Source organism: Pseudoalteromonas sp. Z9A4 (genome assembly GCF_011378845.1).
GTDB classification, from domain to species: Bacteria; Pseudomonadota; Gammaproteobacteria; order Enterobacterales; family Alteromonadaceae; genus Pseudoalteromonas; species Pseudoalteromonas arctica.
The window spans coordinates 1-22,234 of sequence record NZ_WTLA01000044.1 but is presented as its reverse complement, the minus strand read 5'-3'; the positions used below and the strand labels follow the sequence as shown (position 1 = coordinate 22,234).

Annotated in this window: 19 protein-coding genes and 1 pseudogene; 11 read left to right on the top strand and 9 right to left on the bottom strand. The window is 39.9% G+C overall.

What is annotated here, in order from left to right:
* Nucleotides 1-60: 60 nt before the first annotated feature.
* The gene (locus GQR54_RS18990) at nucleotides 61-408 is read left to right on the top strand and encodes a hypothetical protein (protein WP_206017775.1); all 348 of its coding nucleotides are present in this window, start codon (nucleotides 61-63) and stop codon (nucleotides 406-408) included.
* Nucleotides 409-591: 183 nt separating this feature from the next.
* Here GQR54_RS18990 and uvrA read toward each other — a convergent pair whose 3' ends face one another.
* A complete protein-coding gene (gene uvrA / locus GQR54_RS18985; RefSeq protein WP_206017773.1) occupies nucleotides 592-3,153 on the bottom strand; it encodes an excinuclease ABC subunit UvrA in 2,562 nt (853 codons plus the stop codon).
* Between the two features lie 268 nt (nucleotides 3,154-3,421).
* On the opposite strand from uvrA, the gene GQR54_RS18980 reads away from it, so the two are divergent.
* The 4 genes from GQR54_RS18980 (at nucleotide 3,422) to GQR54_RS18970 (ending at nucleotide 5,351) form a co-directional block, all read left to right on the top strand.
* The gene (locus GQR54_RS18980) at nucleotides 3,422-3,826 is read left to right on the top strand and encodes a hypothetical protein (protein ID WP_039488419.1); all 405 of its coding nucleotides are present in this window, start codon (nucleotides 3,422-3,424) and stop codon (nucleotides 3,824-3,826) included.
* A gap of 55 nt (nucleotides 3,827-3,881) precedes the next feature.
* Nucleotides 3,882-4,079 (top strand): hypothetical protein, encoded by a 198-nt coding sequence (locus GQR54_RS19685; protein ID WP_240918977.1) that lies wholly within the window; start codon nucleotides 3,882-3,884, stop codon nucleotides 4,077-4,079.
* On the top strand, nucleotides 4,057-4,428 hold the full coding sequence (locus GQR54_RS18975; RefSeq protein ID WP_240918975.1) for a hypothetical protein: 372 nt from the start codon (nucleotides 4,057-4,059) through the stop codon (nucleotides 4,426-4,428). Before GQR54_RS19685 ends, GQR54_RS18975 begins: the two co-directional genes overlap by 23 nt.
* A gap of 377 nt (nucleotides 4,429-4,805) precedes the next feature.
* Entirely contained in the window at nucleotides 4,806-5,351 is a 546-nt protein-coding gene (locus GQR54_RS18970; RefSeq protein ID WP_166379590.1) for a hypothetical protein, read from the top strand.
* 21 nt (nucleotides 5,352-5,372) lie between these two features.
* On the opposite strand, the gene GQR54_RS18965 is transcribed toward GQR54_RS18970, so the two are convergent.
* On the bottom strand, nucleotides 5,373-6,326 hold the full coding sequence (locus GQR54_RS18965) for an IS110 family transposase (protein ID WP_166379588.1): 954 nt from the start codon (nucleotides 6,324-6,326) through the stop codon (nucleotides 5,373-5,375).
* A gap of 462 nt (nucleotides 6,327-6,788) precedes the next feature.
* On the opposite strand from GQR54_RS18965, the gene GQR54_RS19680 reads away from it, so the two are divergent.
* The 3 genes from GQR54_RS19680 (at nucleotide 6,789) to GQR54_RS18955 (ending at nucleotide 8,794) form a co-directional block, all read left to right on the top strand.
* Nucleotides 6,789-7,097, top strand: coding sequence for a transposase (locus tag GQR54_RS19680; RefSeq protein ID WP_240918974.1), 309 nt, complete (start codon nucleotides 6,789-6,791; stop codon nucleotides 7,095-7,097).
* Nucleotides 7,098-7,124: 27 nt separating this feature from the next.
* The gene (locus GQR54_RS18960; protein WP_240918971.1) at nucleotides 7,125-8,327 is read left to right on the top strand and encodes a transposase; all 1,203 of its coding nucleotides are present in this window, start codon (nucleotides 7,125-7,127) and stop codon (nucleotides 8,325-8,327) included.
* 251 nt (nucleotides 8,328-8,578) lie between these two features.
* Nucleotides 8,579-8,794 (top strand): hypothetical protein, encoded by a 216-nt coding sequence (locus GQR54_RS18955; protein ID WP_166379586.1) that lies wholly within the window; start codon nucleotides 8,579-8,581, stop codon nucleotides 8,792-8,794.
* Nucleotides 8,795-8,816: 22 nt separating this feature from the next.
* Here the strand turns inward: GQR54_RS18955 and GQR54_RS18950 are convergent, their stop codons facing one another.
* The 3 genes from GQR54_RS18950 to GQR54_RS18940 form a co-directional block, all read right to left on the bottom strand.
* Nucleotides 8,817-9,773, bottom strand: a complete 957-nt coding sequence (locus GQR54_RS18950; protein WP_166379584.1) for an IS110 family transposase — start codon at nucleotides 9,771-9,773, stop codon at nucleotides 8,817-8,819.
* A gap of 410 nt (nucleotides 9,774-10,183) precedes the next feature.
* A complete protein-coding gene (locus tag GQR54_RS18945; RefSeq protein ID WP_166379582.1) occupies nucleotides 10,184-11,767 on the bottom strand; it encodes a sulfotransferase in 1,584 nt (527 codons plus the stop codon).
* 87 nt (nucleotides 11,768-11,854) lie between these two features.
* Entirely contained in the window at nucleotides 11,855-14,269 is a 2,415-nt protein-coding gene (locus GQR54_RS18940) for a TonB-dependent receptor (RefSeq protein WP_166379580.1), read from the bottom strand.
* Nucleotides 14,270-14,746: 477 nt separating this feature from the next.
* Here GQR54_RS18940 and GQR54_RS18935 point away from each other — a divergent pair, with 477 nt between their 5' ends.
* Both GQR54_RS18935 and GQR54_RS18930 read left to right on the top strand, forming a co-directional pair.
* The gene (locus GQR54_RS18935; RefSeq protein WP_166379578.1) at nucleotides 14,747-15,841 is read left to right on the top strand and encodes an NADH:flavin oxidoreductase/NADH oxidase; all 1,095 of its coding nucleotides are present in this window, start codon (nucleotides 14,747-14,749) and stop codon (nucleotides 15,839-15,841) included.
* A 74-nt stretch (nucleotides 15,842-15,915) separates the two neighbouring features.
* Nucleotides 15,916-17,112, top strand: coding sequence for an MFS transporter (locus tag GQR54_RS18930; protein ID WP_166379576.1), 1,197 nt, complete (start codon nucleotides 15,916-15,918; stop codon nucleotides 17,110-17,112).
* 82 nt (nucleotides 17,113-17,194) lie between these two features.
* Here the strand turns inward: GQR54_RS18930 and GQR54_RS18925 are convergent, their stop codons facing one another.
* The 4 genes from GQR54_RS18925 to GQR54_RS18910 all read right to left on the bottom strand — a co-directional run bounded on the left by GQR54_RS18925 (nucleotide 17,195) and on the right by GQR54_RS18910 (nucleotide 21,519).
* Nucleotides 17,195-18,058, bottom strand: coding sequence for a DMT family transporter (locus GQR54_RS18925; RefSeq protein WP_024591885.1), 864 nt, complete (start codon nucleotides 18,056-18,058; stop codon nucleotides 17,195-17,197).
* Between the two features lie 236 nt (nucleotides 18,059-18,294).
* On the bottom strand, nucleotides 18,295-19,038 hold the full coding sequence (locus GQR54_RS18920; RefSeq protein WP_166379574.1) for a FadR/GntR family transcriptional regulator: 744 nt from the start codon (nucleotides 19,036-19,038) through the stop codon (nucleotides 18,295-18,297).
* 443 nt (nucleotides 19,039-19,481) lie between these two features.
* On the bottom strand, nucleotides 19,482-20,468 hold the full coding sequence (locus tag GQR54_RS18915) for a Gfo/Idh/MocA family oxidoreductase (RefSeq protein ID WP_166379572.1): 987 nt from the start codon (nucleotides 20,466-20,468) through the stop codon (nucleotides 19,482-19,484).
* Nucleotides 20,469-20,508: 40 nt separating this feature from the next.
* The gene (locus GQR54_RS18910) at nucleotides 20,509-21,519 is read right to left on the bottom strand and encodes an AraC family transcriptional regulator (RefSeq protein WP_166379570.1); all 1,011 of its coding nucleotides are present in this window, start codon (nucleotides 21,517-21,519) and stop codon (nucleotides 20,509-20,511) included.
* A gap of 102 nt (nucleotides 21,520-21,621) precedes the next feature.
* Between GQR54_RS18910 and GQR54_RS18905 the strand changes: the two are divergent.
* Nucleotides 21,622-22,146, top strand: a pseudogene (locus GQR54_RS18905) (GMC family oxidoreductase N-terminal domain-containing protein); the annotation flags it as partial.
* Nucleotides 22,147-22,234: the final 88 nt, after the last annotated feature.

Sequence of the window (22,234 nt, the reverse complement as noted above, 5' to 3'; positions counted from 1 at the left end):
AGCAAAGCAGAAGAAAGCGATGCGCAGTACAGCTTATCTTGAAAAGGTATTGAATTTATAGTGTTTTTTCATGCTCTTGCCCTGGGTATATTGTCTGATCCAACAATCAAAAAAGTGGGCTTTGGATTAAAAGAAGACAAAAAAATTATTTTTAGAAAATTTGGAATTAGATTGGAAAATACAATCGAATTATCCTCTAAGGTCATGCATTTTGCTCAAGTAACGCAGCGTGTTGGCGCAAGGGCTGCTGTGGCAATGTTTTTTAATCAGCGTTTATCTAAAGGAGCACAGCGTTCAAATTGGTCTGTTTTCCCTTTAAAAGATCACCAAAAAATGTACGCCGCAAATGACGCTCATTCAGCATTACTAATCGAACTTGAAATAGAAAAACAAAATAGTGATAAATAAGATGGCTGCGCTTGTATATTTAATTAAATACCAACAATACCTTTTTTTAGGGCTACCGTTGTTACACGAACTATAGGCTATATAACGCAATAAAATTATATCGTTAAAACACTTCACTTTATTGCGCTGAGTTATAGTTATTTTTAACACTGATAATTAATTGGGTATTTAAAAGCTTATAGCTTATGGCTCGTTAGTTAATAAAAAGGGTGCCGTTCTACTTGTTTGAGATTTAGCTACGTCTTCGGGTGAACCTTGCGCTACAATTAAGCCGCCTTCTTCACCAGCACCAGGGCCTACATCAATTATCCAGTCACTATTACGGGCTACTTGCATATCGTGTTCAACCATAATAACGGTATTGCCAGCATCAACTAATTTATTTAACTGTGACATTAGCATTGATACATCAGATGGATGCAGACCTGTGGTTGGCTCATCAAGAATATAAAGCGTGTTGCCGCGCTGCGCACGTTGCAGCTCGGTTGCTAATTTAATACGTTGCGCTTCACCGCCAGAAAGCTCAGTTGCAGGTTGTCCTAAACGCAAATACCCAAGACCTACTTGCATAAGTGCATCGAGTGCTCGCAGTATTGCAGGCTCATTTTCAAAAAAGGTATGCGCCGATTCAACCGTTAAATTGAGAATATCGCTTATGTTTTTATCACGATATGTAACCTCAAGTGTTTGCTCGTTATAACGTTTGCCATGACACACTTGGCAAGGTGAATAAACGCTAGGTAAAAACAGTAGCTCTATACTCACAAAGCCAACGCCTTCACAATTTTTACAGCGACCTTTAGCAACATTAAACGAAAAACGACCGGCATCGTAACGGCGCTCTTTTGCTTTTTGGGTTGAAGCAAATAGTTTACGCACGTGATCAAATAAACCCGTATAGGTAGCTAAGTTTGAACGAGGTGTACGGCCAATCGCTTTTTGATTTACGGTAATTAGGCGGCTTATATTATTTATACCTTCAATGATTTTTCCGCTGGTGTGTGTTTGCAGCTCTTGTTCGAGTAAGTCGGCTTCGTCGGTTGGCGCTTCCGTTATTATTTTTTGCCCAAGTGCTTCGTAAACAAGTTCTACTAACGCTTGGCTCACTAGGCTTGATTTACCAGAGCCCGAAACACCAGTAACGGTTGTCATAACACCCAGTGGAAATTCTGCATTGAGTTTTTTAAGGTTGTTACGCTCAATATCAGCCAATTTTAACCACGCACTAGGCTGCCTTTGCTCCTTTTTTTGCGCGCTGTTTTGAGTAGACTCTTGACTGGCGTTTTTAGCAAAAAGGTGACGTCCGGTGTGCGAATTTTTTATTTTTCTTAACCCTTCAACAGGGCCGCTGTAAATAATGTTGCCACCATGCACACCTGCATCAGGGCCTACATCAACAATCCAATCGGCATGTTTAACAACGCTAACATCGTGTTCAACAACAAATACAGAATTGCCAGCCGCTATTAGCTCATCAAGCGCTTTTAGCAATGCTTTTGTGTCTGCAGGGTGTAAACCCGCTGAAGGTTCATCTAACACGTAAACTACCCCAAATAATTTAGAGCGAATTTGTGTGGCAAGTCGTAATCGTTGTAGCTCTCCGGGTGAGAGTGTTGGCGTTGTACGCTCTAGCGACAAGTACCCTAAACCAAGCATGGTTAGTGCTTCAATACGGGTGAGAATATCGCTGGCAATGCGCTTTGTAACAATGGCTTGCTCTGGATTTTTTGTATTTTTATTTACTTTTGTATTAGCGGCGTTACTTAGTTTTTTAGCAAGCTCGTTTAATGTAAGTTGAGATAGCTCGCCAATATCAAGCCCTGCAAATTTAACACTTAACGATGTTTGTTTTAATTTTTTACCTTGGCAAGTAGGGCACTGCGATATTTGCATAAACTGCGATACGCGCTTTTTTGTACGCGGGCTTTGCGTGGTAGCAAAAGACTGTAAAACAAAGCGTTTAGCGCTTGAAAAAGTTCCCATGTAGCTTGGATCTTCGTTATTTTTTATCGCATTCTGTGTTTGCTCATAGGTGTAATCTGGGTATACCGGCACAGTAGGTGTTTCGTCGGTAAATAAAATCCAATCCCGTGCTTTTTTAGAAAGTTTGTTCCAAGGTGTGTCTATGTCATAACCAAGGGAAGTAAGAATACGGCTTAGGTTTTTACCTTGCCATGCTGGTGGCCACGCTTCAATGGCGCGCTGGCGAATAGTTTTTGTATCATCTGGCACAAGTAGCTTTTCGGTTACTTCAAACACTCGGCCTATTCCTGAGCATTCTGGGCACGCACCTTGTGGCGTATTCGGCGAAAACGCATCGGCGTAAAGTATGCTTTGCCCTTTGGGGTATTCGCCTGCACGAGAGTAAAGCATGCGTAGCGCGTTAGAAATAGTTGTTATGCTGCCAACGGATGAGCGAACCGAGGGCGCGCCGCGTTGCTGCTGCAAAGCAACGGCAGGCGGTAGTCCTTCAATAGAATCAACATCGGGCTCATCAACTTGATCTATCAACCTACGGGCGTAAGGCGATACTGAATCAAGATAACGGTGCTGCGACTCAGCAAACAGCGTTCCAAACGCAAGCGACGATTTTCCAGAGCCCGATATCCCTGTAAAAACAACCAATGCGTTACGAGGTAAATCAACGTCTACATTTTTTAAGTTGTGAACGCGTGCCCCTCTTACTTGAATGCTATTACTGGGATCAGATAAATCCATTGTTGAGTTTTTATGTGTGCTTGCCATACGTTTATACTCCTGTTTAATCGCGCTTTTTACTTTAAGTTAGCTTTGAATTATTTACTCTTATCACTCGTTATTACCCTAAAGTAACGCAAGCACACTGAATGAGCGCTTAGTCTGTAGTGGCGCAGCCAAAGCGCTGGATAAAATTGCGATGATTGTTTGTTTACATAATAGGTATGGAATGCGAATATAATTTAAACAGTTATTGTTATGTAATTTGTTACGTAATTTACTAGGTATTTTACTAGGTAATAAAAGGGAATTAACAGTGAATAAAGCCTTAGTGATCATTTTATTGGTGCTTTCGTGGGCAACCCAAGCCGACTCTATCAACGCGCTAAATGTTGACCGTGCAGTACCAAATAGCATGCACTTATCGTTTGCAAACGATAGCAACATAACCCCTAAAAAAGGGGATTTTAAAATCGTTAATTATGTATTAATGAGCAATGAAGAGGGCGAACGCTGGGCTGTTATAACGCTAACTAACTTATCGTCGGGCAATCGAGAATTAGGCGAGGAGCACTTACTTGCACTCTTTGCTGACGGCAGCCGATTCATGCCAATGGAATTTAAACTCGGTTTTAAAGGCAACGAAACACAATCGGTAACTGTATCGTTTGCCGATTATAAATTCCCTATTTTAAGTGTGTATTCGAGTAACGATTTGTAACTAATAACGATGCGATAATATTAAATTAGGGATATTTCTAAAATTAAGGATTTTTATGAAGTTTGAAGATGCGCAACAAAATATGAACCTCGCATACTTCGGTGGTGGAACCGGTGTATTAGTGTCTGGCTTGGTTTGGTGTATAGCTGGCTTTGTCGCATTACTGCATTCAAATCAATCGAGTATGCTTACTTTGTTTTTTGGTGGTATGTTTATTACATCCTTTAGCCATGCTACTTTCAAAAGCTCTTAAACGCTCTGGCAATCATGATCCTAAAAACCCATTAGGTAAATTGGCCTTAGAAAGCACTATTATTTTATTTGTTGGTTTGTTTTTAGCGTTTTATGTAGCAAAACTTCAAGCTGAATGGTTTTATTCAATAATGCTGATGATAATTGGTGTTCGCTATTTAGTTTTCAATACATTATATGGCATGAAAGTGTACTGGATTTTAGGTGCTTCGCTTATGTTTTCTGGCATGTTGTGTATTGTATTAAATGCCAATTTTGTAATCGGCGCCTTTATTGGCGGGATAACCGAAATAATATTTGCGCTAGTAATATTTGCCCAATCGAAAGGTATGGTTTTAAAAACAGAATAATAAGCCCCTATAATCACAAAATAATGTGCTGCTGGAGTTACCCTTCAGCTTGGTATATAGCAAAGGCTTTTAAAGTATTGAGTATCTGCAAATCGCATGTAGTTATTAGTTGGCTTAGAGCGAGAAGCAGACGTTGAGGTTGGCTAAATATCGTAGTTAGTTAATTAGTCAAACTGCTCTTTGCGCGTATATTCATGAAAATGAGCGCTGAGCGCATATTGTTCTATTTATCTTTTCTTTAAAGTTTCAGAAACTTAGTAATAGTAATACCTTAAACTATTTGTTAAAACTATATCATTCAGAAAAATGAGCGTGACGTCGGCAGAAATATGCGCGATGAGCGCACTATTAAATTGTTAGGCTTACAAGGAAGTCATGTGCAAACTCCATTATTAATTTCTATAATTGCGGTTTTTATTTCTGCTATAAGTGCAGCGGTTACTATATTTAATATATATAGAGATCGTGCAAAGGTGATTTCATGGTCAGAAATTGTTTACGATATGTCGCAAGATCCAGATGACCCACCACCAGTATTGTATATAAAAATTGTAAATACAGGGTTAAGACCAATAATCCTTATATCAATTAAAAAGATAGCTAAAAATTCTAGTTGGGGTAACGCTCTTAGATATCCAGACTATGATCAACTTAATGTAAACGCTTCAGACGCAATTAGAGATCCAGAAACACGTCGTTCAGTTTTTTCTATTAAAAATACTAGTGTAGTTTTAAAGGAATCTGAATATTTTGAAGTATCATATGGAATTGATGACTTTCAGCATGAGGTTCGAAGTTTTTTTAACGATGAATTACACGAAGCAACAAGTATGCAAATCGAAGATGTTTTAGGTACTAAAATTAAAATCAAAGATATTAAAAAAAACATCGAGGCTATGTATCAATATAAGCCTAACAAGTGACTATGGTGTCAATTCCTAATTTCAAACCATTTTAGGATCCCACATGACACCATCCCTCACCATAGAGTTTATGATTACTATAAGCTTTCTTATACAGGCAATAATAGCCACTTTTTTAGGTTTTCCTGCCGCGACTAGCCGATGATAAATAGCTTTAAATTTAGGGTTACATTGGATAGCTGACATCATTGCCATATACATTGCGGTTCTAATTTTTGGTCGTCCACCTCGTATCATCCGTTTACCCTGATAAGCACCACTTTCTCGATTAAATGGTGCAACACCAACCAGTGATGCAGCCTCTTTATTGTTTACACACCCAAGCTCAGGCATGTCACTAAGTAAGTTAAACGCGACAACATTGCCAACGCCAGGCACCCTTTGAATAATGTCATTTTTGACCCTATATTCATCACATTCTTTGATGAGTTTTTGTAGTTTCAAATCTACTTTTTCAATCTGATTTTTTAATGCCGTTAGGATAGGTTTTATTAGTGATGATATTGTTTTTGGCATTATCTGTGAACGATTTTTCTCCATCGTTTGCATATCCATTAACTGCCTTCTTCGAGAAAGTAAATCACTCATCAAGCGCATCTGCTCTGGCTTTAAAGAAGAGAGTGGTGGCTTTATTGCTTCACCAAAATGAGCGATGAGTTGCGCATCAAGTTTATCTGTTTTTGCTTTTTGGCCAATAGCGCCTGCGAAACGTTTAATATTAACGGGATTAGCAACAACGAAAGGGATATTCGCTTGAGCACACGCCATAATAAAGGGGTGTTCAAGGCGCCCAGTTGCTTCAATAGTAACACGCGTTATTGGGTGCTTTTTTAGTGTTTTTATAGCGTGTTTAATGCCGCCGTCATTGTTTTCTACGGTGAAATATATATCTAACGGTCGGATGTAAATATCGAGTTGAGTTTTACCTGTATCGACACCGACGTTAATTTCATTTTGATTATTGAGTGTATTCATAATAAGCTGACTCTGACTCTGACTCTGACTCTGACTCTGCCTTGCGATTCGGGCTCGAGGCCCCGTTGACTATCCGAGTTTAATGCTTGGAGTTTATACAGCGTTCTTTCTTGTTATCGGTCTCTCAATAGAGGAGCCTTCAATCAATCGAACTACTGTATAAAAGGCTTTGGTTGCAGCCAAAGCTTGGGCCTCACATTACCCGAACTTGGTTAAAGTATTAATTAATTTATGGGTCTATTATCCATACAAGAAAATTAAGCGGGACTGCTCACAGTTGGCTAGGTTTCGCTCCGCTTCACATTTTAGCCAACTATTAATCAGCCCCTTATTTGGGCGTTGAGGCTGTAGAATTACTCTTTTTAGGAACGTATCCTACTATTTTTAATTGATTGCTTTTTAACCTTGAATCCATGTGTTCGCTGTGATCTAATAGATATTATTCACCCACGGTAAACTGTTATGGCTAACTACAAGCCTGACTTATCCTGTCAAAATAAATTCATTCCTATCAATTTCGCTGAGCAAATTTTGCCTGGCACATTTGAATATGCCCTTTGTTATATCGTCGAAAATAAACTCGATTTATCGGGATTTGACGCGTGGTATAACAACGACAAAACGGGCGCTGCTGCGTATCCGCCTTCGGTAATGCTAAAGATTATTTTATTGGGCTATGCACATGGTTTTATCAGTAGCCGTCGGATTGCAAAGGCTTGCGAGCATAATATTTTATTTATGAGTGTGTCGGGTGATATCCAGCCACATTAAACATCTATAGCGGGTTTTGTGGCTAAAATGCATGAACAGATTGAGCCGCTTTTTACGCAAGTGCTGATGATATGTGATGAGGAAGGCTTGATAGGCCGCAACATGTTTGCCATTGATGGGTGTAAATTAAAGTCCAATGCGAGTAAAGAGTGGAGCGGCACATTCGATGAGCTAGGTCGCAAAAAAGCAAAACTAGAACGCGCAAGCAAACGTATTATTGAACGCCACCAATCACAAGATGGACTGGGCGAAGAGTTGATAACTCAGGACTTAAAACAAAAAGAAAAGCTGGATAGAAGTGCAGGTAAAATCACCGAGTTTTTAGCCACTCACGAAGAGAAAACAGGCAGTAAAGGCAAGCCTGTTAAAAGTAATATCACTGACCCAGATAGTGCAAAAATGACGACCTCAAAAGGGACAATTCAAGGCTACAACGGCATCGCGATAAACGATGATAAACATCAAATCATCCTGCAAGCACAAGCGTGGGGCTCAGTGGGCGAACAACAAACTTTACAGCCAGCCGTTGCACAATTAAAACAGCAGCTTGCTAAACTCAATACAGAAAAAATGGCAGATAAACACACCATCAAATTCACCGCAGACAGTGGGTTTAACAGCGAAGTAAATCTTGAGTTTATGGCGCAAAGTGGGTTCGATACCTACATTGCGGATAACCAATTTAGAAAACGAAATCCGTTATTTAAAGACAGCGAAACATACGAAACAGAGCAAGAAAAACGGCGACTAAAACGCAGCAAAGGCAAGCCTCGGTTATTTACCTCAGACGATTTTCATTATGATGAGGCAACGCAAACATGCCGCTGCCCTGCAGGCAATGCCATGTGGCGAAGCGGGGTCAATGTAAACAGCCATAGCCAACAATACACGCGATTCTGTGGTTATTTAAGAGACTGTAAAACCTGCCCACTACAACAACAATGCATGCGAAAGCCACCCATTAAAACGGGGCGACAAGTACAGTTTATAAATAATGAATCCCGCAAAAAGCTAAGCTATATCGACAAAATGAAAGTAAAAATAGACAGCCCCATAGGTCGACGACAATACAGCAAACGACTCGGGTGTATAGAGCCAGTGTTCGGCAATATTACCGTCAACAAAGGCATGCACAAATTGACCTTGCGAGGACAAGCGAAAGTGAATGCCCAATGGCAACTGTATTGCCTTGTTCATAATATAGAAAAGCTGCAAAACACGATGCATTAAGAAGGGAAAGCCCTTTTAACCTAAATAAAAGCCACTCAAACACCCTTAATCCCTTTCAAAACGCCAATTAAAACAATATCAAACACTTTTTTATATCCTGCGTAAAAACACAGTAATCGATTGAACGAAAATAGGAACTCAGCTATGGTTTGTTTATCAATAAAAAGAAATAAAAAAACGAGTTAATCTACAGGCTCGTTAGGAGTGCTGGTTATATCACCGGTATTAATTCATTTAAAAAGGAGTAAATAATGCTTTGGAGAAAAGTAGGGTTAAACGATAGATACGAATATGTTGCGGTTGTGAAAATGGAGAGTATTCGAGAAGATACAGCTCTTTATGGTCAACGGCACTTTAAAGTAACTTTAGCTGATAATACTACAGACGAAATCACTTTTGAAAATGATGAGTGGCAAGCATTTGCATGCACTCCTAAAAAAGGTGGCTCAATCTTGAATCATTCCTAACAAGAGACTATGGCGTCAATAGTTAATTTATAACTTTTGGCGCTTCCCATAAAACACCATCTCTTAGCATTGAATTTAAGATAACAATCATCTTTCTAATGCAGGCAATTATTGCGACTTTTTTAGGTTTCCCTGCGGCTAATAACCGCTGATATGTTGCTTTAAAAACAGGATTTGATTGCATTGCTGACATCATTGCCATGTACAAAACGGTTCTTACTTGCGGTCGCCCGCCTTGTATTTTTCGATGACCTTTAAATCGCCCACTTTCCTTATTCATTGGTGCGACTCCAATTAAAGCACTGGCCTGTTTACTGTTTATATAGCCCAATTCAGGCAAGTTACTGATGATAGAAGCTGCTGCTATTCTTCCAATACCAGTCATGCTTTGAAGTATCTCATTTTTAGCACTATATTCTGGACAACTTTCAATCAGCTTTGCTATTTTAGCTTCTGTTTTTAATATCATATTTTTGAATAAAGTGAGTACAGGTTTAATCGTCATAGCTAATTCTTTAGGCATGATTTGCAATCTATTTTTTTCCATCGTTTGCATGGTGAGTAATTGATTTCTACGCGAGACTAAATCACTCATAGCTTGCATTGTCTCTGGCTTTAGTTGCGATAGTTTCGGTTTAATCGCTTCACTATAATGTGCGATTAATTGTGCATCAAGTTTGTCTGTTTTTGCTCGCTGACCAAGCGCACCTGCGAAACGCTTTACATGGACTGGATTGGCAATAGTGAACGGGAGCTTGGCATTGGCACAAGCTAAAATAAAGGGCATTTCAAGACGTCCAGTCGCTTCAATAACAACCCGTTCAGGATTGTGTTTTTTAATGATTTTAACGGCTTCTTTAATCCCTTTTTCATCGTTTGATACTGTAAAATAGATATCAATAGGACGAATGTAAATGTCGAGTTGAAATTTACCGGTATCAACGCCGACGTTAATGTTTTGATTTGTTTTAGTATTCATAATAAGCTAACTCTTACTTGCATAATGCGGGTTCGAGACCCAGTAGACTATTCGAGTGTAGTGCTTGGAGTCTTTTGTGGCGTTCATTCTTGTTATCGGTCTCTCAATAGAGGAGCCATCGCTCAATCGAACTACCACAAAAGAGGGCTTTAGTTGCTGCTAAAGCCTGGGTCTCACATTACCCGAACTTGGTTATAAATAATAATTTGATGGGTTTATTATCCATACAAGAGTCTAAGGTTACGACAGTCCGCTTATGACCACTCTCCAACCACTCGACAACATAAAATGTTGAAAATAATTGGCAAGGTATTTTACTGTGTCGGATGGCGCCTCGCTTATCCGACCTACGCTGGCACAAAGCGGACTACCCCCTAAGTCCACTCATTTAACTCCCAGCTATAAAACCCTTACTCAAAACTGATACCTTGTTTTAAAAGGTACTCCACTGCTTTATCTGTATGTGGCTTAAATGCCTTCCAGCGGCCAATTGCTTTATTGTTAAGTGGTTGGCGTACTTGCATTTTACTTGCAGTAGAAACCGGTGCGGTGTTTAAGTGAAAATCTATACATTGTGCTTGCCACTCTAAGTTACAAAAGCTGACTAACTCTTTAATTTGTTGCTCGGGCTGTGCGACTAACTCTTCGTATTTTACTAATTTTATATTGCTGTGTTGCATGCTGAAGTGCTGCATTAGTTTGTAAAAACGGCTGTAAAATTTTGCTGTGTCGAGTAAATCGAGTGAGTAAGCATAGTAGGGGTTATTTATAGTAAATAGCTGGCGGTAGTTGCCAATACAGGTGTCCATTGGATCGCGCAGCATACAAATAATTTTAGCGTTTGGCAGTGCTTTGGTTATTAAATCGATATAAAAAAAGTTAAACGGGAGTTTATCAATAAAGTGTTTATGGCTGCCTGTTATTACGCGTGTTGCGTTTAAATAGGTTGACCCAAGCTGATTAAAATCAAGCTCGTAGGCTTTACTGAGCGTTTGAGTGTCGAGCACGTGAGGTGTATGTGTTTGGCTTAGCTTTTTAACACTTAGGCCAAAGTCTTGTAATTCACCGGCTGATTGCACGTTGCTGTGGCTCGATAAAATACGCTCAACTAATGTCGTGCCAGAGCGGGGCATACCTAATACAAAAATAGGTTCGGCCGTTGGGTTACCTTGTGTTAGCGCTTGTGTGTGCTGCTCACTTAAGAGTTTAATATGTTCAAATAACTCAGTTGAGCTTTTATGATCAAACGGCTGTACAGCACGTTTTGCTACTTTACCTTGCTCTAACGCGTTAAAAGCCTCTGAATATTCACCAATATCTTGATACTCTTTTGCGAGTGCATGGCCAATATGCAGTTTTGCATCGGGGTGTGTTACTTGCTCAAACACGTTTTTTAAGCGTTCAATATGGTTGTTTTGCTTACTTACTTTAGTTAAATCACTTAATGCAAAATGACTTTGATGGTGCAGCGGGTTAAGCGCTATGGCATTTTCAAAAGCGTGTTGGGCTTTATCAAATAGTCCTAAAAATTTAGCGCTTACGCCGTAGTTATAATAAAACGGTGGTTGAGCTTTGTTAGCTGCTGTAGCCAATTTAATAGCGCGCTCAAAGTAGTTAAGTGCGTGTTCGTGAATGCCTGCTTGGGTAAGTGCAACGCCGAGTGTGTCGGCATCAAGTGCTTTAGTTATTTGCTTTAATGGCACCGATAGTGCGGTGTTTTTTGCTTTTTGTAATTCGCCAGTAAGTGCGTAACATTTAGCAAGTTGCGCGGTATATTCAATACTTTGGCCAAGGGTGAGGGCTTTTTCGATGAGCTTTATTGCTTTGTGTATTTGCCCAACAGTTAAATTAACCATTGCCAGCAAAAAATACCCATCAGCAAAGCCTGGTTTGAGTGTAACTAACTCCACTAAGGCTTTGTGTGCTTGCTCTATTTTACCTTGGTTTAGGGAGTGTATTGCGCTTTGATGAAGTTGCTTTAAATTTGGCTGCATGGTTTTGGTAATTATTATTTTGTAAAAGAAAATAAAAAGGCTCAAATAAATTTGAGCCTTAAAACATTGTTTAAAAATTACTATAAACTATATTTCAAATTTGTAGTTAAATTTAACACCTACCGTAAGCGGGCGATTAATGTAATGGCCGTAGTTACGTTGTATGTCGGCACCATTAGCGGATGTTATATCGGCATCTGAACGACGAACGGAGGTAACCGCGTATTTGTTGAATAGGTTATCAACATATAGCGTAGTTGACCATGCATCGGCTGTTAATTTAGCTGATATATTACTTAAGCTGTAACCTGGTAGTGTTTCGCCGTTATCACGAAGTCCTACTCTGGAAAGCACGTCGCTTTGCGCGGTTAAACCGTAGTTAATATCAAGCGTTTTGTCGTTAAACACATCTGTTTGATAGTTTACACCCATCGAAAATTGGTTTTCAGGTGAGCCAGGTAAACGGTCGCCGTCTTCTGCGCCACCGGTACCATCGGCGTTAAACAAAAATGGTGCGTTTGATGTTAGCTCTGCTTTTGTGTAGGCATAAGTTGCATAAACTGAAAACGAGTCAGATAAAATGGCACGGGTAGATATTTCTACCCCTTTTGCGTTCGCGCTGCCTGCGTTTGAAAGGTACGGCAATTGTCCTACTTCGGTAGCACCTGAAATTTGTGCATCATCCCAATCTACGTTAAATAACGCGGCGTTAAAGTGTAGTTGGCTTCTAAACCATGTACTTTTGAATCCTAGCTCGTAGTTGGTTGTTGTATCTGCGTCATACAGCATTTCATCAGGGTTACCACAACCGGCTTGATTAGCTGGTAATGGATCAGGGCACGGAGCTAAACCATTTGAACCACCGATTCTAAAGCCTTCACTTACCGTTACATAACCCATAACTGAATCAGTAAATTGGTATTTAGCATTAAACTTAAATAAGTTGCCGTTATCGCTTGCTTCATTTTTTTCAAAATTTAGTGATATATCATTTGGTCCTGCACCATCAAATAGTGTATTAAATAATGGAAAGTCCACTGCAGATTCTGATTCTACATCGTATTTATATAAGCGTAGCCCAAGAGTAACATCAAGCTTATCAGTTACTTTATAGCCAACTTCACCAAATAATGCTGATTCAGTTATTTCTGTACGGTCTATAGAAAAGTATTCAAGTTCATCAGGACGAGATTGATCTGCACCAAAGTTTTCAACTGCAAAGTCGCCAAAGCCTGGGGTAAACTCTTTACTTGAACCTTCGGTTTCAATTTTGTTGTAAAAGCCACCCACAATCCAGTTAAAGTCGCTGTCGCCTTGCGACACTAAGCGAATTTCTTGAGTGAAGGTATCTTCTTCGTCTATTTCACGGGTGAACGTTGAAAACGAAGGAAATTCTTCATAGCCGTAATCAAGACGAATAAGTAAGTCTGTTTGGTCGCGTTGACCGTCGGCATCAAAGCTCGAAATACCCGTTGCCGATACTAGCTCTGCAAAGCCTAGGTCGGCTTTTAGTTCGAGGCTTAGTAATTGATCTTTTTTCTCGCGAGGCTCTTCAAAGCGATAAGCCGATTCGTATTTACCTATTACATCGCTTAAGCCGTTGTTTGCATTAAGGCTGTTGTAATGAACAATCGAGCGGCCTTCGCTGTCTTGGTTTTGGTAAAAGTAGTTAAGCGTACCTTCAAACGATTCATTTGCTTTAAAGCGTACAGAAATACGACCTGTAGTGGTGGTTTCGCCGTTGGCGTCTTTTACATTTTTAAGGTTGTTATTAACTGCTGAGCTGTCGCTCCAATCTGGATCAGGCAGTGATACGCCTGGCTCGCGTACTACGTAACCATAATCGATAAAACCTGGATCTTCATATACGTTTAAGCTGGCGCGTACTGCAAGCTTGTCTTCAATTAGTGGCAGGTTAAATATAAAGCCACCTTCGCCGCCTACAGAATCACTTTCTTTTGTTTGAAATAGGTCGCCGTATACTTCAAGCGATGTAAAATCAAGCTCAGGCTGTTTAAGCATGTAGCGAATTGCACCGCCTAATGTGCCTGCACCATAAAGGGTGCCTTGTGGCCCAATTAATACTTCAACACGCTCAATATCTACTAGGCGCATATCTACCGAAACAGGAATTTCGTTAATGTAAGTAGATACTGTGCCGCCATCTGATGATGGACCAGACGAGTTTGTATTTAAACCACGAACAATAATAGGCGAGCCTGAGCGGCCACCTTGATCAGTAATTGTTAAACCAGGTACCCAGCGTGCTACATCCGCAAGCTCATTGATATTTTGATCTTTCATAATATCTGCATCAAGGGCTGTAATATTTAGCGGTGCATTTTGCACAGAGCCGCTGCGCCTTGTTGCTGTAACTTCGATTACTTCGAGTGATTTGTTTTTAGCTGCAACTTCTTCTTGAGCAAGTGCAGCATTAGGCAATAAAAATACGCTAGAAACAGCGCTCGAAATAGCCAAGGTTAACAAGCTTGGTTTAAACATAAAAAGTGATCCCCAGTTCAAATGTTTTACATTAGTAAATTAAGTTAAGCAGTTTATCAGGGAGTGAAGTAGCTTGGAATATCTAAATTGAATTTTAATTCACTTTTATAGAATAAATATGGTTGGTATGTAGGGTTTTTATTTAGTTAATAGGTAATACAAGCAATAGCTTAGTGCTATTAGGTACAGTTAGGTTAAAAATCACACCCTTGTTTAAAGGTAAATAGTCATTCATTTTTTAAAGATGGCTTTATGACGCGCTCGTTAAACAAATTATTACATTAAAATTGATAGTTTATAATGTCATTAGTTATGCTTTTATCAGCACTATTAAAGTATGTTTTTATCCCCATTAAGAGTGGTAGTCGTATTTATAAGTAACTGTGTAAGTTATTGAGTGAGCGTGTTTGATTGCCGCTTCGTATACACTTTTTTGTTTTGTCCGCACTTTTTTGTGCGTGTTTTTAAGGATTAACAATGAGCCAACTATTTTCGCCTTTATCACTTGGGCAAGTAACGTTAGATAACCGTATTATTATTGCACCAATGTGCCAGTACTCAGCAAACAATGGCGCTGCTAGCGATTGGCACACTATTCATTTGGGCCAATTGAGTTTGAGTGGTGCAGGATTGCTAATTTTAGAAGCAACAGCAGTAAACCCAGAAGGGCGTATTAGCTACGGCGATTTAGGGCTTTGGAATAACGAAACCCAGCAAGCACTGGGCAAAAGCCTGAAAGCAGTAAGGCAATACAGCTCTATGCCTATTGGTATTCAGTTAGCGCATGCTGGGCGTAAAGCCTCTACAGGTAAGCCGTGGGAAGATATTGGCGCTATTGCACCTGATGACGTTAATGGCTGGCAAACCGTGGCACCTTCGGCAGTTGCGTACGACGATAGCAGCCCAGTGCCAAAAGCAATGAGCCAAGACGACATAGACTCATTAATTAAAGACTTTGTCAGTGCAGCTAAACGCGCTGATGAACTCGGCCTTGATTTAATCGAGCTACATGGTGCGCACGGTTACCTGTTACACCAGTTTTTGTCGCCACTTTCAAACAAGCGCGATGACAACTACGGTGGCAACCTAGAAAACAGAATGCGCTTATTGCTTGATGTGTTTAAAGCGGTAAGAGCGGTATTTCCTAGTGAAAAAGCGGTAGGTGTGCGTATTTCGGCAACTGATTGGGTTGAAGGCGGCTGGGATTTAGAACAATCGATAGTGCTTAGTAAAGCGCTTGATGAACTCGGCTGTGATTTTATTCATGTAAGTACTGCGGGTTTAAGTCCTGAGCAACAAATACCAGTAAAACCTAATTTTCAGGTACCGTTTGCAACAGCCATAAAAGAAGCTGTGAATATGCCTGTTATAGCGGTGGGTTTAATTACACAGGCGCAACAAGCCGAAGATATTATTAGTGAGCAGCAAGCCGATGGTGTAGCGCTGGCGCGTGGCATTTTATATAACCCGCATTGGCCGTGGCATGCAGCTGCAGAGCTTGGCGCTACAGTAACTGCACCTAAACAGTATTTACGCTCAAGCCCACATGGGCAGCCATCACCAATAAAATAAAACGAAGTTTTTTGTAAAAACCCAACCCGCGTTTGCTGGTTGGGTTTTATTATTTTTATAAAGTAGAGACACACATGACCCAACCAGGCGTTTCACCACAACCACTTAGCAATACACTCGTTACTATTATTGCTTTGTGTTGCGGTCTTATTGTTGCCAATATTTACTACGCTCAACCTATTATTGAGTTGCTTGCCCCTGAAGTTGGATTAAGTGCGCACAGTGCTAGCCTTATCGTATCGCTTACACAAATAGGCTACGCTTTGGGATTGTTTTTTTTAGTGCCATTAGCTGACTTAATTGAAAATAAGCGTTTAATGCTTATTACTTTAGCTGTGTCGTTTTTGAGTTTGGTGGGTACGGCACTTGCTGATTCACCTAATGTAATGCTTATTTTATGTTTAATGATAGGTATGAGCTCGGTTTCTGTTCAGGTGCTTATTCCGCTTGCTGCGCATTTATCGTCTGACGAGAAGCGCGGACAGGTTCTTGGCAATATTATGGCGGGTCTCTTGCTAGGTATTTTGCTGGCAAGACCTATATCGAGCTTAATAGCCGATCACTTTGGTTGGCGCGCTGTATTTTACTTTGCAGCAGGGTGTATGGTGTTTATTGCAGGCGTAATTTATTTTGCTATTCCAAGCAGGCAACCTACCCATAAAACAACGTATTTTAAGTTATTAAAATCGCTTAAACAGTTAATGATAAGCCAACCAGTGCTGCGCCAACGTTCACTTTTTCAAGCATTAATGTTTGCATCGTTCAGTTTATTTTGGACAAGCGTACCGGTTGTGCTTGCCCGTGAGTATGGTTTATCGCAATCAGAAATAGCATTGTTTGCATTAGTGGGTGCGGCAGGTGCTGTAGCAGCCCCTATTGTTGGTCGCTTGGCAGATAAGGGCTATACACATCAGGTATCGTTACTGGCCAAAGTAATTGCAGCAGTGTGCTTTTTACCAAGCTTATTTGAGCTACCTTACGGCATTATAGTATTGGCATTAACCGGTGTGTTTATTGATTTTGCTGTGCAGGCCAATATGGTATTGGGTCAACGTGCAGTGTATGCACTAGAGCCACAAAGCCGTGCGCGTTTAAACGCTATTTACATGACGAGTATATTTGTAGGTGGCGCAGTAGGCTCGCTTATTGCCAGCCCATTATATGAAGCGGGCGGGTGGACAGGTATTGCACTGGTTGCAACGGGCATGCCGCTTATTTCGTTGATTGGCTATTTGGTTACAACTAAAAAGCAAAGTAAGGCTGTGAGTTAAAAAATTACTGGATACAACACAATAAAGTCACCATGTTGCGTGGTGACTTTATTTAACTTGTTAAGGTTAGTTTAGTAGTTAATTAAGTAGCCTGTTTTTTTGCGTTTGAAAAAGAGCTACCAACAGATGCAATAATAACAAGTAAAATAGCGAGCCACTGCCATAAAGTAAGTAACTCACCCAGTATAATAAACCCTGCGAGCGAAGCTATTGCAGGCTCTAAGCTCATCATTACGCTAAACCCTTGTGAAGGCATGTTACGCAGTGCAACCATTTCAAGTGTGTAAGGCAGTGCACTTGATAAAATAGCAATACCAATACCCAGTGGGATAATTTCCCACGTAAACGCGGCGCTTTGCATAATGCCGCCGTAAGGTACTAGCACTATAGCGGCAACGGTCATACCCAATGCGACAGTGGCTCCACCAGAGCTTTGTGTGCCCGTTTTTTTACCAAATAATATATAACCTGCCCAACATGCACCGGCGCCAAGCGCAAGCGCTACACCCAATGGATCAAGGCTGTCTTGGCCGCTCATATCAGGAAGCAGAAGCAAAATACCGGCAATAGCACAGGCAACCCAAAATAAGTCACGTTTGCGGCGTGATGAAAATAAGGCAACAGCAAGCGGGCCTGTAAATTCAAGCGCAACACCAATGCCTAGTGGAATGCGTTCAATGGCGTAATAAAACAAAATGTTCATGCCGCCTAAACTTAAACCATACACAATTATAGGAATACGATTACCAGAAGTAGGTAAGTGTTTCCAAGGTTTAAACACTAAGCAAAGTATAAAGGCAGAAAAACCAAGCCTAAGGGCAGTTGTACCTTCAGGGCCAACAATAGGAAAAAGCTGTTTTGCAAATGACGCGCCCGTTTGAATGGTCATCATTGCAAGCAGTACACACACGATAGCCAGTAAATAACTTTTTGAAGATGCTTGCATTTTAATCCTTGAGTTGAGTAACTCTATCAATTAGTTAAATTGTAATGCAGGGAGTATAAAAGCTAAACCCGCCCGATATTAATGGCGGCATAGTATCTTTTTTTAAATTTATAGGTAAGTGTTTGCGACCAAAAATAGCGCAATTAAAAGTATATTAAATAGGGCAGGGTAAATAAAGTAAGAGGTAAAGTTAGCAAACAGGCGTTTGCTAACTTTAATCAGTTGGTTAAAAGGCCTTAGTGGGCACTTTTATTAACTAAGCCATCAAGCGAGTAGAGGCCTCGTTTTTCATCATTTTTGCGTTTAATTTCTTCAAGTGCACGCGATTCTACAGCGTCAAATAAAGCATTAATTAAGCGATTGAAGTGTTTGTGCATTGCAGTACGTGCAGCATTAGCATCATGGTTTTTTAGTGCAATATAAATCGCAGTATGTTCGTCCATAACGCACTCGTTATTGTTTTTACATACACTGCTATAGTCAGCAACAATTTGTGGATTTGTTAAACGTAAATCCCACAAGTTAGACACTGCAAACTCAAGTGCTTTATTACGCGTTGCTCGCGAGATTATTTCATGAAACTCGCGGTCAGCTTGCTCAACATAAAGGCCTTTTTCCATGGCAATTAATGTTTTATTTAGTTGCTCTAGTTCTTCTTCTGTAATACTTTGAGCAGCTAAAGCGGCAATTTCGCCTTCAATTAATGCACGCGCTTGAGTAAGTTCAAATGCACTGATTTCTTTTGATTTTATTGAGGCATTTTTTTGTTCTACTACGTAAACACCAGAGCCTGTTTTAACTTCAACTCTGCCACGTACTTCTAATGCGATAATAGCTTCTCTAATGGTAGGGCGACTTACATCAAACATTTCTGCAAGTTCACGTTCAGGTGGTAAACGACTCCCAGCAGAAAATTCGCCTTGATTTATTAAAGACTCAATTTTATCAACTATGCGCCAAAATAAGCGACGATTACCCATACTTTACCTTCATTACCTTAAGGAATAATGGCCTCTGGGGCCTAAAAGTCAAAACCAACTGCTAATATCAGAGGTTACCTTAAAATTCACTATTATGTCAAAATTCTAACGCGATGTTATGGTTAAAAACCACTATACACCAATGGTTGCATTCTTGTATTACCAATTTAGTTTAAAATAATGCAATTGGCCAGCTTGATTGGTAATGTTTTTGTGTGTTAGGTTAGTTTTAAGGTTATTGAATAATAAATATTGGTAATAAACCGAATTTGGGTTGTTAGTGTTAAGTTTGTTGTAGAAGTATTTGATTGCCCATGGATGGGGATCGCTATTTTTAAATGTATTTATAAAGTGTGTTTTGTAAAATGTGTAGTTGTACGAGAGCTATTTAAGCTTTCTTCTGGGCGTTAACTGTCGTTGGTTAACGCCCATATTTTATTTAATTAGTCGTTAGGGTACACAACCCCAAGTTGCTTGCGCGCTTCATCAAGAACGCTCATTACGTTACTGGCTAAAATGTGCGTATTAACGGGTGACTCAAGGATATTTTGCTTCACTAATGCCATAAAATGTTCAACTTCGTATTTCATAAAGTGCTCATTAAACGGCTGGGATATAATCTCTACCTCACCATTATTAGCAATAAACTCCACCTTTTTAAGTTGCGATACGGCTTCTATACGTATGCGTCCAAGCTCACCTTGTATTTCGGTTATGTTGTCGCCTTGCGATATTTTAGAGTAACTAATAACGGCTTGTTTATCTGCGTAGTTTAGTAATACATCGCCCGCACCATCTACACCCGTATCAAGTAATACGCCACTGGCACTTACGCTTTGCGGCGCTCCCCAAAGTGCAATTAATAAATACAGTGGGTAAATCCCTAAATCAACTAAAGCACCATTAGCAAACTCGGGCAAAAACGTATTTGGACGTTCGCCATTTTTATACTTATCGTAACGCGATGAATATTGACTGTACTGGCCAATATATTTACGTGGTGTGCCAATTTTTACCATTGCCTGTTGCAGCCGTACAAAGTTAGGCAAGTGAGTGGTCATCATGGCTTCCATGTAAAGGCGCTGATGTTTTTTTGCTGTAGTAATAATGCTTGCAAGCTCTTTAGAATTGGCTGCTGATGGTTTTTCGCCAAGGACATGTTTACCCGCTTCTAGGCACATAACGGTATATTGTTTGTGTAAGCTGTTAGGGGCGGCTATGTAGACAGCATCAACATTTTGATCTTGGCATACTTGCTCGATTGAGGTGAAAATTTTTGCTTGTGCATTTTGTGGGTGTTTGGCTAAAAACGCTTCGCCGCTTGATACTGCGCGCGAGCACACCCCATATAAATTAAAATCGTTTAACGTATTTGCAGCGGCTAACAGTGTGTCGCTAATAAAATTGGTGCCAACAATAACAAAGTTCATGCTCACTCCTTAGCTTAAATAAAAATAATAATAAGAGTGTTTAGTTTAACATTTTTTTAGTCCTATATGCTCGAGGAGAACATCCAAACCAGCGTTTAACATTAACACTTAGCGTTGCTTGCTCCTGATACCCTAAAAGCTCAGATATGGTTGATATTGTAAATTGGTTTTGCGCTAAATAGTGTGCAGCTAAAGTGCGACGAGTGGCATCTTTAAGTTTTACAAAGCTCGTATTATGTTTGATAAGTTCTCGATGCAGAGTACGCGGGTGCATACCCAGCGCAGCTGAAATAGTTTGGTTACTACATTGATAAATAGGAAGCATAGGCCTAATTAGTGCACTAACTTGGTTGGGTAATGGTTGTGTGTGTTCTTTGTTTTTTGCCAAGAAGCTTAGCGCTGCTTGTACTTTATTTAGTTCAGGGTGATCAAGCTCAAGAGTTAAATCACTTTTTGAGATTACAATACCAGCGCTGTTGCGATGCTCTATAACGTTACAACCAAAGTAAGTGTTATAGGCACGAGTATTAGTACTTAATTTTTTTGGCAAAAATATATTAATTGGTTTGCAGCGGTTATTACTCAGCTTTTTAATAACAGCCAATGCTAAACCAATAGTTAGCTCAATTACTTGGTTAATGTGCGGTAATGGTTTTAAATTAATTTCGAATGATAAAAACAAGCTTTTATCATTCTCTAAAGGGTGCGAGTTTAAGCTAAGTGCAGGGCTGTGCAAGTGAAGGTATTTAATAACCCAATTAAGTGCATCACCTAAATTAGTACTACTTTTAGCTGCTATTGCAATATGCCCTAAAATATCAAAATTTTGTCTACTTGCGAGCTTAAGGCCAAAACTAGAACAATTGAACTTACAAGCACAGTACTCTAATAGCTCAGCGTAATCTCGATAAGGTAAATATTGGTTATCGAGATTTTTAAAGTCAACGTTATTAATATTACAGTTTTGCATTATTTCATGCGGATCGCCGCCAAATTCGCTAATTAGGGTATCTATACCTTGTAATGACGTGGCTCTGATTAGGCTGCTCATGGTTAACCTCAAATAAATGATGTCTAAAAATATCAAGTTTTGTTGAGTTTTTCTATGGACTATTACTGCAAAAGCCGTTTAAAACTTTTATTAAGGTACACCATGAACAATACAACATTTGATTACATTGTGATTGGCGCAGGTAGTGGCGGCTGCGTTATGGCATCGCGATTGTCTGAGGATAAAAATGTAAGTGTGTGCTTAATTGAAGCTGGCGGCAGTGATAACAGTGTATTTGTGCAAATGCCAGCAGGCATAGCAGCGAGTGTGCCTTATGGCATAAATAGCTGGCATTACAATACCGTGCCACAAAAAGAGCTTAATAACCGGTGTGGTTTTGTGCCGCGTGGCAAAGTATTGGGTGGCTCAAGCTCTATCAATGCAATGGTTTACATAAGAGGTAATAAGTACGATTACGACCAATGGGCGGCTAATGGCAATACGGGATGGAATTTTGATAGTTTACTTCCGTACTTTATTAAAGCTGAGAACAATAAAGCGTTTATAAATAATGAGCTGCACGGCACTTACGGCCCCTTACATGTACAAGAGCTAAATAACCCAAGCGATGTAAACCAATACTTTTTAAATGCCTGTGCTGAGCAGGGCGTTAATTTAAGCGACGATCATAGCTTAGTTCTTAAGGAACACAGACCGTGTGACTTCCTATCTTAAAACGGCAAATATCATTTTTTTCAATGCGTTGCCGCTTACA

Coding starts and splice junctions, on each gene's coding strand:
- uvrA (WP_206017773.1), bottom strand. CDS start 3,153: ATGGCAAGCACACATAAAAACTCAACAATGGATTTATCTGATCCCAGT.
- GQR54_RS19685 (WP_240918977.1), top strand. CDS start 3,882: ATGAAGTTTGAAGATGCGCAACAAAATATGAACCTCGCATACTTCGGT.
- GQR54_RS18975 (WP_240918975.1), top strand. CDS start 4,057: ATGCTACTTTCAAAAGCTCTTAAACGCTCTGGCAATCATGATCCTAAA.
- GQR54_RS18965 (WP_166379588.1), bottom strand. CDS start 6,326: ATGAATACACTCAATAATCAAAATGAAATTAACGTCGGTGTCGATACA.
- GQR54_RS19680 (WP_240918974.1), top strand. CDS start 6,789: ATGGCTAACTACAAGCCTGACTTATCCTGTCAAAATAAATTCATTCCT.
- GQR54_RS18960 (WP_240918971.1), top strand. CDS start 7,125: ATGCATGAACAGATTGAGCCGCTTTTTACGCAAGTGCTGATGATATGT.
- GQR54_RS18955 (WP_166379586.1), top strand. CDS start 8,579: ATGCTTTGGAGAAAAGTAGGGTTAAACGATAGATACGAATATGTTGCG.
- GQR54_RS18950 (WP_166379584.1), bottom strand. CDS start 9,773: ATGAATACTAAAACAAATCAAAACATTAACGTCGGCGTTGATACCGGT.
- GQR54_RS18945 (WP_166379582.1), bottom strand. CDS start 11,767: ATGCAGCCAAATTTAAAGCAACTTCATCAAAGCGCAATACACTCCCTA.
- GQR54_RS18940 (WP_166379580.1), bottom strand. CDS start 14,269: ATGTTTAAACCAAGCTTGTTAACCTTGGCTATTTCGAGCGCTGTTTCT.
- GQR54_RS18935 (WP_166379578.1), top strand. CDS start 14,747: ATGAGCCAACTATTTTCGCCTTTATCACTTGGGCAAGTAACGTTAGAT.
- GQR54_RS18930 (WP_166379576.1), top strand. CDS start 15,916: ATGACCCAACCAGGCGTTTCACCACAACCACTTAGCAATACACTCGTT.
- GQR54_RS18925 (WP_024591885.1), bottom strand. CDS start 18,058: ATGCAAGCATCTTCAAAAAGTTATTTACTGGCTATCGTGTGTGTACTG.
- GQR54_RS18920 (WP_166379574.1), bottom strand. CDS start 19,038: ATGGGTAATCGTCGCTTATTTTGGCGCATAGTTGATAAAATTGAGTCT.
- GQR54_RS18915 (WP_166379572.1), bottom strand. CDS start 20,468: ATGAACTTTGTTATTGTTGGCACCAATTTTATTAGCGACACACTGTTA.
- GQR54_RS18910 (WP_166379570.1), bottom strand. CDS start 21,519: ATGAGCAGCCTAATCAGAGCCACGTCATTACAAGGTATAGATACCCTA.